General features: G+C 60.8%; 11 protein-coding genes. 2 read left to right on the top strand and 9 right to left on the bottom strand.

Features of this window, described 5'->3' with window-relative positions; all coding sequences use genetic code 11:
• The first annotated feature begins 77 nt into the window (after positions 1-77).
• Both ACWCOO_RS10380 and ACWCOO_RS10385 read left to right on the top strand, forming a co-directional pair.
• Positions 78-1139: a nitrilase-related carbon-nitrogen hydrolase gene (locus ACWCOO_RS10380; RefSeq protein WP_446830900.1), complete on the top strand. Its 1062-nt coding sequence runs from the start codon at positions 78-80 to the stop codon at positions 1137-1139.
• Positions 1136-2518: a dihydroorotase gene (locus ACWCOO_RS10385; RefSeq protein WP_446830901.1), complete on the top strand. Its 1383-nt coding sequence runs from the start codon at positions 1136-1138 to the stop codon at positions 2516-2518. Before ACWCOO_RS10380 ends, ACWCOO_RS10385 begins: the two co-directional genes overlap by 4 nt.
• Before the next feature lie 49 nt (positions 2519-2567).
• Here ACWCOO_RS10385 and ACWCOO_RS10390 read toward each other — a convergent pair whose 3' ends face one another.
• From ACWCOO_RS10390 to ACWCOO_RS10430, 9 genes are all read right to left on the bottom strand, one after another.
• A complete protein-coding gene (locus ACWCOO_RS10390; protein ID WP_446830902.1) occupies positions 2568-5030 on the bottom strand; it encodes a TonB-dependent receptor in 2463 nt (820 codons plus the stop codon).
• A 117-nt stretch (positions 5031-5147) separates the two neighbouring features.
• Positions 5148-5909, bottom strand: coding sequence for an esterase/lipase family protein (locus tag ACWCOO_RS10395; RefSeq protein WP_446830903.1), 762 nt, complete (start codon positions 5907-5909; stop codon positions 5148-5150).
• 124 nt (positions 5910-6033) lie between these two features.
• Entirely contained in the window at positions 6034-6939 is a 906-nt protein-coding gene (locus ACWCOO_RS10400; RefSeq protein ID WP_446830904.1) for a DUF4437 domain-containing protein, read from the bottom strand.
• A gap of 18 nt (positions 6940-6957) precedes the next feature.
• The gene (locus tag ACWCOO_RS10405; RefSeq protein ID WP_446830905.1) at positions 6958-7215 is read right to left on the bottom strand and encodes a hypothetical protein; all 258 of its coding nucleotides are present in this window, start codon (positions 7213-7215) and stop codon (positions 6958-6960) included.
• A gap of 254 nt (positions 7216-7469) precedes the next feature.
• Positions 7470-9434 (bottom strand): ATP-binding cassette domain-containing protein, encoded by a 1965-nt coding sequence (locus ACWCOO_RS10410; RefSeq protein ID WP_446830906.1) that lies wholly within the window; start codon positions 9432-9434, stop codon positions 7470-7472.
• A gap of 26 nt (positions 9435-9460) precedes the next feature.
• Positions 9461-10834 (bottom strand): efflux RND transporter periplasmic adaptor subunit, encoded by a 1374-nt coding sequence (locus ACWCOO_RS10415; RefSeq protein WP_446830907.1) that lies wholly within the window; start codon positions 10832-10834, stop codon positions 9461-9463.
• Positions 10835-10908: 74 nt separating this feature from the next.
• Positions 10909-11232 (bottom strand): hypothetical protein, encoded by a 324-nt coding sequence (locus ACWCOO_RS10420; protein WP_446830908.1) that lies wholly within the window; start codon positions 11230-11232, stop codon positions 10909-10911.
• 55 nt (positions 11233-11287) lie between these two features.
• Positions 11288-11602, bottom strand: a complete 315-nt coding sequence (locus ACWCOO_RS10425) for a hypothetical protein (RefSeq protein WP_446830909.1) — start codon at positions 11600-11602, stop codon at positions 11288-11290.
• Between the two features lie 5 nt (positions 11603-11607).
• Positions 11608-11976, bottom strand: a complete 369-nt coding sequence (locus ACWCOO_RS10430; protein WP_446830910.1) for a hypothetical protein — start codon at positions 11974-11976, stop codon at positions 11608-11610.
• Positions 11977-12039: the final 63 nt, after the last annotated feature.

Consider the following 12039-nt stretch of genomic DNA (forward strand, 5'->3'; position numbering starts at 1 on the left):
ATGTTCCGCTGCGCGGCACGCTGGCTGTTTGCGCGTCCTGGGTTACATAGGCGCGGGTTAGCGGCCATAATGTGGGCATGGCTACGCTGGATCGATATATTGCGCTGGCGCTGCAGATCGGCACGCGCTGCGTGAGCTTCTGCGGCAGCCGCGAGGAGGCGCGCGACCGGATGCGCGAGAACCTCCGGCACGCGGAGCGGGCGGTGGCGGGAAGCTGCAGCTTTGCGATTCAGTATTTGGGCGAGAGTCCGAAACTGATCGTGCTGCCAGAGTACTTTCTGACCGGTTTCCCGATGGGATCGACCATAGATCAATGGCGGGAACTTGCGGCGCTGAAGCAGGACGGGCCGGAGTACGAAGAACTAAGCCGGATTGCGCAACACCACGACGCTTATCTTGCCGGCAATTGCTACGAAGTCGATCCCGCATTCCCCGAGCTGTTCTTTCAGACCTGCTTCGTGATTGGTCCGACAGGCGATGTGACGCTTCGCTATCGAAGAATGATCTCGCTCAATGCGCCCACGCCCTTCGATGTCTGGGACGCGTTCCTCGATCGTTACGGACTGGACGGCGTTTTCCCGGTCGCAGACACCCCAATCGGGCGCCTCGCGGCGATTGCTTCCGAAGAAATCCTCTACCCGGAAATCGCCCGCGCGCATGCGGTGCGGGGCGCCGAGGTATTCGTGCATTCCACCAGCGAGGCGGGCAGCAATCGCGCCACCGGCAAGGAACTCGCGCGGCGCTCGCGAGCCGTGGAGAATGTCGCCTACGTGGTAAGCGCCAATTCGGCCTGGCTCAAGGACATCCCGATTCCCTCGCATTCCTGCACCGGGATGTCGAAGATCGTGGACTTCGAAGGCCACGTGCTGGCAGAAGCGGCGACCGGCGACGAAAGCATGGTGGCCAAGGCGAGCATCGACCTGGCGGGCCTGCGCGCCCGGCGGCGCATGCCGGGCATGACCAATACGCTGGCGCGAGTGCCAATGCAGGCCTTCGCATCCACCTATGCCGAGAAGGTCATGAATTCGGGAAGACCGCTGCTCGACAACGAGGGCAAGGTGCGAATTCCGGAAAAGGGCGAGTTTCGTGCTCGGCTGGAACGCGATATCGAGCGTCTCGCCAGGGAAGGAGTCCTGTGACATCCACTGCCGCGCAAGGGCGCGGCGATCTGCTGATTCGCAACGCGACGCTGATAAGCGATGGCACGCGTACCGAGCACGATCTGCTTATCCGCGGCGAGCGCATAGAACGGATCGGCGTCGCGCTCAGAGCGCCGGCGGGGGCCAGGGAACTCGACGCGGCCGGCAAATGGTTGCTTCCTGGACTGATCGACGACCAGGTCCATTTCCGCGAGCCGGGACACGTACACAAGGGCAATATCGCAACGGAATCGGCGGCGGCAGTAGCAGGCGGCGTGACCAGTTTCATGGACATGCCGAATGTCTCGCCGGCCACCGTGACCCGCGAAAGGCTGGCCGCCAAGTATGCTGCCGCTCGCGGCCGCGCCTACGGCAACTTCGCCTTCTACCTCGGCGCAACCGAAAGTAATATTTCCGAAATCCGGCAACTGGAGCCCAGCGAAGCCTGCGGGGTGAAGGTATTCATGGGCCCTTCCACTGGCGATCTACTGGTGGAAAACCCCGCGGCGCTGGAGCGCATCTTCGCCGAATGTCCGGTGCTTATCGCAACCCATTGCGAAGACCGTTTACAGATAGAACAGAACCTGGAACGTGCGAGGCGCAAGTACGGGCAAGACATTCCTCCGCGCGCGCACCGCGAAATCCGCGACGCGGACTGCTGCTATCGCTCCTCAAGTCTGGCCGTCGGCCTGGCCCGAAAGCATGGCGCGAAACTGCACGTGCTGCACCTGACCACTGCCCGGGAACTCGAATTGTTCGATCCCGCGCAAGACCTGTCCGACCGCGGAAGTATCACGGCCGAGGTCTGCGTTCACCACCTCTGGTTCGACGATACCGACTACGACCGGCTCGGGAATCGCATCAAGTGCAATCCCTCGATAAAGTCCGGAAGCGACCGGCAGGCATTGCGCGAGGCTGTGCGTGATGGACGCATCAGCGTTATCGCCACCGACCATGCGCCGCACACCGAAGAGGAAAAGTCCGCAGGCTACGCGGACGCGCCCGCGGGGTTGCCGCTGGTCCAGCACTCGTTGCTGATGCTCTTGGACCTGGCGCACCAGGATTGCTTCACGGTAGAGCGTGTCGTGGAAGCAGCTTGTCACGCGCCGGCACGCTTGTACGGCATCGCGGACCGCGGATTCCTGCGGGAGGGCTATTTCGCAGACTGCGTGTTAGTGGACCCCGGAGGTAGTCAGCACACGATTCCGGAAAGTCTGCTCTACAAGTGCGGCTGGTCGCCCCTTGCAGGGCATCGCTTCAAAGCCCGGGTTGACGCCACGTTCGTCAACGGTTCCATGGTGTTCAACGGCGGCCGCTTGTGTGGCCCGCCCGCGGGACAGGCGCTGGTCTGCAACAGCGCCAGCCCGCAAGCGAGCTAACTGCGAACCAAGGCGAGGCCCTATAGCCTGCGCCGCACTGGCTGCTGGCTCAGAAGTTGTAGGCGAAGCGGATGCCGTAACTGCGCGGCATGGACGCCGATACCCGGACCTCGTTCTTGTTGGGGCCGGAGATAAAGGTGAACAAGTCAACGCCGAGAGCGCCCTGCAGAAATTCGTCGTGGTCCAATGCGTTCTGCACGAAGGCCTCCACCGAAAAAGTCTGGCTGCGAGCCCCGACGCGGATATTGACGTTGTCGTATGGTGCCGTCTTTGCGATATTGGAGAAGTCCGTGTAGCGGCTGCCCTGGTGCGCCCAATCCACCCGACCGTACCAGTCCCAGTTTGCGGTTAGATTGTCTTCATACTGGCCGGACACAGTCCAGGTAACTCGCGGCGCGCTCGGCAGCTCATTGCCCACCACGCCGTCGAAGCTGCCGTAAACCAGGTTGCAATCTCCGCACACGAAGGACTGGACCTCGGTGTCGTTCAATCCGTACGAAGCGGAGAGCGTGAGGTTCTCGGTGGCTTGCAGTTGGCCTTCGAATTCGACGCCGCGCAGTTCCGCCGTGCCGTTATTGAGCACGATGTTGATCAGGTTGGCGACGCCGTCGGCAACCACGGGAATGCTGTTGCCCACCTGTCCGTTCAGCCACTCGTCGTAGTAGATAGCCAGGGTGGTTCGGGCGCGGCCGCCGAGCCACGTTGCTTTCCAGCCCATTTCGTAGTTGTCGAGTTTCTCTTCAAGAATGTTCAGGCTGGCTGTCGGAGCCACGGCCCTGAGCGCATCCAGCACCGGCTGGCTTGCATCGGCCAGCACCGCGTTGAAGCGCCCCGGGCGAAAGCCGCGGGAAAACAGCACATATATCGTCGAGTTATCAGCGTACTTGTAGTCCAGCGAGATGCGCGGAGCAAAGCTCGTGAAAGTCGCGCTGAAAACCAGAGGCGTTTCGGGTGGAACCTGCTGCTCGGTAATGAGCGTGTTTTCCGATATCTTGTCCCATTGATAGCGCGCCTCCGCGCTCAAGGTCAGCCGGGGAGTGATGTCGAAATAGGCGGCGCCGAACACGGCCGGCGTTTCCACTTCGCGTTCCACGATGGCCGATACGAAAGTCGGACCGACGATGAGGTTGCCGTAGACGGATTGCCCGGGCGAGTAGGCATCAAAGTAGCTGAAGCCTCCCACCCAGCGAAAACGCTTGTCCTGTGGCGAGGTTAGCCGCCATTCCTGGCTCCAGTCTTCTTGTTCGTTCTGAATCGCCAGGGTGGTGTTCCAGTCCGGGCGCACATCGGTGCGGCCCAGCACGCCGATGAACAGCGGGGCAAAAGGATTGGCGCGTGAGCGGCCATCCCGGTAATTGAGGTCGATGATGTTCTGGTTCCTGTCGGTATGCAACGCCGTGAGCGACGTAAACGAATAACCGGAGGAATGTTCGAAATCAATGCGCAGGTTGGTCTGGAACGCCTCCCGTCTGAGTCCGGGCTGGCGATGGAAGTCGGGATCGAATACGAGCCAGTTTGGGTTCGGATCGAACAGGGTCTTTTCGAGGATCGAATCGATCACGGTGTCGGCCGAGAAGATGGCCGGGTCCAGTTCGCTCATGCTGGGCAATTCGCCGCACACATAACCGAAGGCCGCGCGCGAACCCGGTTCCACGCCCGCTCGCAGCGGCGCGCTGAGCGGATCGCAGGTCCCGTCGATGTTGCCGCGGCCGTTGAATGAGTCTTCCTTGAGCGCGAATTGGGTAGCGGCCCAGTCTTCGTCTTCAAAATAATTCACGAACAGCTTTGCTTTCAGGGAGTCGGACGGCGTGAACACGATAGAGGCAGCGACGGAGTTGGTTGTGCGTTCGCCCAATTCGTCCGAAGGATCGGCAAAGTTGTCGATATACCCTCCTTGCCGCCAGCGCCGCACGCTGACACGCGCGGACAGGGTGTCCTCGACAATCGGGCCTTCAAGCATCAAGTGCTGTTCGTTGGACCCGAATTTGGCGAAGTCGGTGGAAAAACGGCCGCCGAATTCATCGCCGGGCTCCTTCATTACGAAGTTCAAGGCGCCGACGAAGGTCGAGCGGCCGAAATAGGCGCTTTGCGGGCCTTTCAGTATCTCGACGCGCTCGGTGTCCACAATGCTTGGCGAGTAGCCGCCCACCACCGGGGCGCCGTCGATGAACAGCAGACCGCCGGCGTTTACGCCCACGTTGATGTTCAGGTAGAGGCCTCGAAACACCAGCGCGTTGGAAGAGCGGTCGTTGCGGCCTGAACCGCCCTGCTGATTGGTAAAGCTGAAGCTGGGCGTGTACAACTGGATGTCAGTCAACTCGGCCATGTCGATCGATTCCAGTTCCTCGGCGGAAAATGCGGTAACGGCCAGTGGCACTTCCATCAGATTCTCTTCGACCTTGCGGGCCGTAACCACTATTTCCTCCAGCGACAGCTCCTGCGCGTCCGCCGCTGGCAGCGCAATAAACGGAATTCCCGCGGCAAGCGCCGCCAGCACAATGCGTTTCGTCATCGGTTTTCTCCCACCTAAACGGCCCCAACAGCCGACATCAGTCCTGTTGCGCAAACAACGAGGGATGCGTAAAGCATAACCGTTGCGACGCGGTGAAATAAACCGGGATGATCGCCGCTAGTCCGCGACGTCATGATCAAAATGACCGTGGCGCAGGAAGTGAACGGTCTGCCGCCGAACTTCCTCGTTCCAGACTATGGTCGTGTGGGTGACCGGTACCACGAGGAAGTCCTTCATGGAGGCAACCTTGGTCTCCTCCACGGATACGACGCCGTCGCTAGGCTCGGCGGGTGTACCGGGCAAAAGCGCGCGCCTGTTGCGGACGCCCGCAATGACTCCCAGTTCAAACTCCGGAGCACCCAGGCGGCGCGGCACCGATCCTTCGCCGGTGCCCAATTGCGCCAGCGCTTTCGGCTCATATACCTTGCTCAGGCGACTCGCACCCACGTAATCCGCCAGTTCGCTGCCCTGGTTAGGCGGCGCCAGCATCACCACCCTTTCAAGACCTGCAATATGTCGCTCCGAGAGATATTGGCGAACAAGAATTCCGCCCATGGAGTGGGTCACGAAGTGAATCCTCGACAAACCCTCCGCGTGGCAGCGTTCCAAGCCCTTCTCGACGGCCTCGGCCGCAAGCTTCTCTATCGGCTCCACCAATGAGGGATAGCTGACGTTTGCAACCCGGTAGCCCTGTTCCTCAAGACCCAACTCCATCGACTTGAGGATCAGCCCGAAGCCGCCGATGCCATGCAGCAGCACAACGCAATGGGTAGGCGCGGCTTTTTCTTCCTGGGAAGTCTTCGCAAAGACGGGCGTAAACGCCAGCGCGAATAGCGCCATAAGCGGGAAAGCTGCGAATATGCGGAGGCGAAGCATCATTGCAGGACTTACGGGGGCTGCCTCGGACAAACCACCCGCGCCAGAAGGCGAACCGAACGGCATGGCCGCCAACCAATTGGCAATAATCCGACAGGCGTCGCGCGCCTGCCGGGTCTAGTTCAAATCAGTCGTGATCGTGATGGTGGATTTCGTCGCGGTAGTGGGGATGCTCGAAGTCGTGCGGGTGGTTATGCCCATCCTGGGCCCGCACCCACTCATAGAGATTCCGCTTCTGCCGGTACAACTGCGCTGCCGCACGCTCCTGGTTCTCCTCAGGCGTGGTCCACGGATTGAAATGGAAGTAGTTGTGCAACTGGGAATCGGTGCGACCGATGGCGATACAGCCATACGTGCTCTGAAACGCGCCATGATTGATCCATGGCGGGCGCCAGAAATAACCGCCCGTGGGCAGATAGCCGAACTGCATCATCCAAGACGTGCCCCAGATGTGGTAACCCTCTTCCATACAGTCGTGGTAGGAGATGTTGTCCTGCCAGAAGCTGGCCGTCATGCAGTAGAGGAACGTGAACCCGTGGGTAAGCGGGTCGAACTTGAGGACTTTCACGAAGCAGCCCGGCGCCACCGACGGCGACACATTGGCCGGACCCCAAACGATGTCCTCCAGTGCGTTGACGCTCGTGAGCTTGTGACGCTCCGCGCGGGGGTGATCCTCATCCGACTCCACGAAACTGGGCTCGCCGTAGTTGTAGAACATCAGGCAGCGCGCGCCATTCGGAGCGCTCATTGCGGGCATGGAAACGCCAGGGGGCAGCCAGAGGTAATGACCGGTTTCGAAGGTCTTGTCTCCGAACTGCAGACTGCCTTCGGCGACATAGAGCTCCATTTCGGTGTAGCTCATGCCCGGGGGCAGGGTATAACCGGATTCGAATTTCACCACCAGCGAGCAGGCACCGGTCTCGGAGTCCATGCTCAGGACTTTGTAATGCATTCCCTTCCCGAAACCGGGCAGGGTCATGCGCCGGAAGGGAACCTGGGTTTCTACGTAGGGTTCGATATGTGGACGGCCCATCAGTTTGCTCCCTTATTTCTAAAATACGACCTTGAACGGCCGGTCAGGACGCTTGGGAAGTTCCTCCGCCGGTATGGCGCGGCGGTTGTCGTAGTGAACGTTGAAGCCGCGTGTCTGGATGCGCTCGAAGAACTTCTCCACCCACTCGTCACGCTCTTCGGACAGGTCGTCCATTTCCTTGACGATCGTTTCGTAGCGCTTCTCCTGTTCCGCGCTTTCGTCCCGAATCCACTGCTCCGCTTCGGCGGACTTTTCGTACTCGATGAATTTCAGCACCTGATGGCCTCCCTTGATGCTCCAACCTCGGCGAGCCACTCGCCGGTTCTACTGCCGCAGGAAATTTGCCCCGCAAAACCGACGGACGGCGACCTTGCAGGAGCAGGCTCGAAATACTGGCACAAAGGCGCAGTCAATGCAAACGCAACTCCGGACACTTCATGTGCTCTAAAAGCGGGGCGCTTTCTTGCGTCCCTAACAATGCGGCGCCGAACGTTGTTGCCAGCACTCGGAAGTCCCTTTTGCGCTAAGGGCTATTGCGCCGCCAGCGCCACTACCGGGTCCAGCTTCGCCGCCCGCCGCGCCGGCGCGAAACCGAACAACAGGCCCGTAAGGGTAGCGCAAGATAAACCGATCAAGAGGATCGGGGGCGTGAAGGCCATTGCGGAAATTCCAAGACCGCTCACCGCGCCTCCCAGACCCAATGCAAGCAGCAACCCGATCAATCCACCGAATCCGCAAACGACAACCGCCTCGCACAGGAATTGCTGCCAAATATCTCGCTGACGCGCCCCGATGGCCATGCGCAAGCCAATTTCGCGAGTGCGCTCGGCCACGCTAGCCAGCATGATGTTCATCACTCCGATACCAGCAACCACCAGCGAAATGGCGCCTATGGCGCCGAGCAGCAGCCGTGTGATGTCGGCAGCTTCCTCCTGGACTGCCAGCAACTCCGCCTCATTCCGAATCCGAAAGTCCTGTGCGCCGTGGCGCTGGGTCAGCAAGGCGTGAATATGCCCTATAGCGGCGTCAACATGGTCCCGGCCTTCCACAACGACCTGAATCGAATCCAGATAATCCCGGCCAAACAAGCGCGCCGCGGCTGTATGCAGCGGCACATATACGGTGTTTGCCGTACCGCCGCGCAAAAATCCCGCATTCTCGACGCGTCTCAGGAAACCGATCACCTGAAACGGCGCACCATTGATGAGCACATGCTGCCCTACGGAACGCACTTGCGGTCCAGACTGTGCGTCAACTAGGCCATGGCCTACGACTGCCACGGGAGCGTAGCTTTCGCTTTGCGCATCCGTAAAGAACACGCCCTGCTCCAATCGCTGCCCAAGGCCTGGGACGGCCCAGCCGGGCAGAGCCGAAATCAGAACATAGGCCTGTTCGCCGCCCGCTGCCAGCGTGCCCCCGCCGCGCATGATTGGCGTCACAGAGACCAGTTGAGGCACTTGATCCCGAATGGCTTCGGCATCGGCCAATGTAAGGGACTGGACCGGGACGCCCTGGTTCGCGTCCATTCCTGGCGTAACCGTCAGGTTCTCGCCGCCAAGGCTGTTCATGAGCGTCAGCATCTGCTTGCGGGCATTCTCCGCCACGGCGAGCATGGCAGTTACCGAAAACACTCCGATCACGATGCCGAGGAGCGTCAAGGCCGTGCGGAACCTATTGCCGCGAAGCGTACGCAAGGCGGCGCGGCCCGCTTCACGCAGCGATGTTGTCCAGGCAAGCCGACCCGTCGGCAGCGCCGTGCCCTGATACGGCGACCGGGCCGCGCGTCGGGGCGTGTCCTCGGTTGCACCGCTATCCTCCACCACTCTTCCATCCAGCAATCGGATGCACCGTCGGGTTTGGGCGGCCACATCCGGATCGTGAGTAACCAGAACCACCGTGTGTCCCTGCTCGGCCAGCGAGCGCAACTGCGAGATGATCTCGCGGCCCGTGCGAGAATCCACGGACCCGGTGGGTTCGTCCGCCAGCACCACGCGCCCGCCATTCATCAGTGCGCGTGCAATCGCCACACGTTGCTGCTCGCCTCCGGAAAGCTCGCCCGGCTGGTGTTCCATGCGATGTGACAATCCCAGTACGTTCAGCAGTTGCTCCGCGCGTGTACGCCTTCTAGATTTGGGCGTTCCCACATAGACAGCCGGCATCTCGACATTCTCTCGGGCCGAGGCCATGCCCAAGAGGTTGTAATTCTGAAATACGAACCCGAACGCCTCGCGGCGCAGTCGGGCCCGCTCATCGGGGCAGTAACGCTCCAGAGCTTTTCCCTGGAACAAGTATTGGCCACTGCTTGGACGATCCAGGCAGCCGATGATGTTCATCAGCGTGGTTTTCCCGGAGCCGGAAGGCCCCATGATCGCCACGAATTCGCCCGCGCTGATGGTCAGCGAAACGTTCCTCAGCGCATGTACCTCGGCGCCACCGGTCCGATAAAGGCGGCCAACCTTCGTTAGCGCGATCAGTGGCGCGGACGACTCCATCATATTGACCGCTGGTGCGTCGCCACGGGTTAGCGCCCGCGGCTCAGGCCCCCGATTTGCCCTGCTGTTCCACGCCCAGACACTCCGACGACCACCCTTTCGCCTTCCGCCAAGCCCGACAGAACTTCTGCTTCTACCGCATTGCTCCTACCGACCCGAATCTCGCGTAAAACTAGCTGACCGCCCTGTCCAAAAACCTGAACGGTGGCCGTTCGGGAAAGCGGGGCGGCGGTTGGGCGGCTGTCTATCGTCTGCGAATCGGCATTGCCTGTGTTCCCCGGGGAAGCTGCCGAAAGCGCCGCGCCGCCATCCTCGACACTTGGCGTGAGCCCATCAGCCGTTTGCTCGCCCCTGTCGAATCGCGCGTACTGCCCCGCTGCACTCACCATGCCGTAACCATCGGAATACGTGAGAGCGCCCAAGGGCACTTTCAGAATGCCGCGGGCTGATTCAACGAGAAAGAACACTTTCGCGCCGATGCCTGGCAGCAAGGTTCCGTCGGCGTTATCCACTTCCAACAGCCCGTCGAAATGGGCCACACCACTCACTGCGTCGGAATTCGGCAAAGGGGCAATCTCCTCAAGACGGGCATACCAGCGCCGTGTGCCGCCCGACAATGTAGTGAAGTACGCCTGCATCCCGGGGGCCAGCCGCACCACATCCGGCTCGGCAATATTGGCAACCACCCGAATGGTGCTCAGCTCGCCAATGCGAAGAATAACCGGCGTGACTTGCGCCGCATTGAGCGTTTGACCCTCGCGCACCAGCACCTCCACAACGGTACCGCTGGACGGAGCGGTGATACGGGCATACTGCAGCAAAGCCTGCGCTTCCTGCAGGCTGGCCGTAGCCTGTTCAATGGACAGTAGATGCCGCGCAAGTATTGCCTCCGCTTGCGCCAAGCTGACCGAGGCTCGGTCATACTCGACTTCCGTGGTGGCCCGCTCCGCCATCAGGCGCGTCTGGCGCTCCAGTTCCGCTTGCGACAGCTTGAGGCCGGCCTCAATCGAATAGGTTTCCGCCTCCAGCGCTTCCAGACTGGCTTGGGCTGCAGCCACCCGCGACCGCTGCACAAAGTCATCAATCTCTGCCAAAAGGTCGCCCGCTAGCACACGATCGCCGCGCTTTGCATGCAGCTTTTTCAATTGCCCTGACACTTGCGCGCCAACATCCACCAAACCGGCGGCCATAAGGCGCCCGGAGGCCGCAATCGCGTCTTCGATGTCGCCTCGAACTATGGGCGCGGTAAGCGGTGGTGGCGGCGGCGCGGGTTCCTGCGGCCATAACCACCAGACCGAGATCACAGCACCTAACGCCAAGGCGGCCATTTCCCAGCGCCACCGCAGCCAGGCAGGCAAACCGGCTGGCCGCGGCGTAGAACTCTTGGCCACTGCGTTCGCCATACTCCCTCCGGCTGTCCTGCGGCCAATAATACGCGGCATAGCCCTAGTTTGCCCCGCTCTTTTCCGCGACGCGGCTATTCGTCAGGCGGTAAGTCCTCCGTGGCGCCGGAGGCATCCGTGCTCTCCGGCGCACGATAAATCATGCGTCCCAAACCCAGTTCGTTGAGCAAGGGGTTGCCATATATTTCCTCACGCGAGAAATAACGACCGTTTGCCAGCGTCGTTCCGGGGTATTCCGGTGGAATCCACATGCCGTGGACCTCGAAGTAGCGGCGCACATCGTTAGCGTTCCAACGATCCAAGTCAGCAAGCGTGGGAGACATATGCTCCTCGCCAGCCGGCTTGTATGCCCGCTCCACCTTGCGCGACAACTCCCCAAAAGCGAGCGCCGCGAGCACACTTCCTGCAAGAATGGCCGCAAATTTCCAAGCTTTCCTCAAGGCCGCGCAGCGGCTATTCGTCAGCCGGGGCATTCTCCGGAGGAAAGAAACGGCGGAGTATTGGCGGCTTGTCAAAGTAGGAGCGCGGAACAACCGTGTTATCCCCCATCAAATGCACTCCCTCTACGTCAGGCGGCAAGGGGGGCATCTGTCGCAATATCGGTTCCATTGCAGCCCATGTCGCGTCTCCTTGGAATATTGCCCCAGGGTCGTCCCAAGTAAGACGATCCTCATCGGGCAGAGAATCGTTAGTCATGGACCAGAAAATCAGGAAACCACCGGCGCAGCATACCAATGCAAGAAGGATTTTTCCTTTCGCCTTCTTCATAGCGGCTATTCGTCAGGCGATAAGTCCTCCGTGGCGCCGGAGGCATCCGTGCTCTCCGGCGCACGATAAATCATGCGCCCCAAACCCAGTTCGTTGAGCAAGGGGTTGCCATATATTTCCTCACGCGAGAAATAACGACCGTTTGCCAGCGTGATGCCTGGAAGCTCCTGCGGAAGCACTATGCCCCGACTTTCAAAGTGTCGGCGAACATCGTTTGCGTTCCATCGGTCCAAATCGGCAAGAGTGGGCGGCACATACTCGCCAGCCGGCTTGTATGCCCGCTCCACCTTGCGCGACAACTCCCCAAAAGCAAGCGCCGCCACCACGCCACCGCCAAGAATAGCCCCATATGCCCAAGCTTTCCTGTGCTTCATGGGGCTGGTTGATTTTCATACTGCACGGCACACACCTGCACTGCTAGCCCTCTCGTAGTGCGT

It is taken from the genome of Candidatus Foliamicus sp. (genome assembly GCF_965221325.1).
Classification (GTDB): Bacteria; Pseudomonadota; Gammaproteobacteria; order Steroidobacterales; family Foliamicaceae; genus Foliamicus.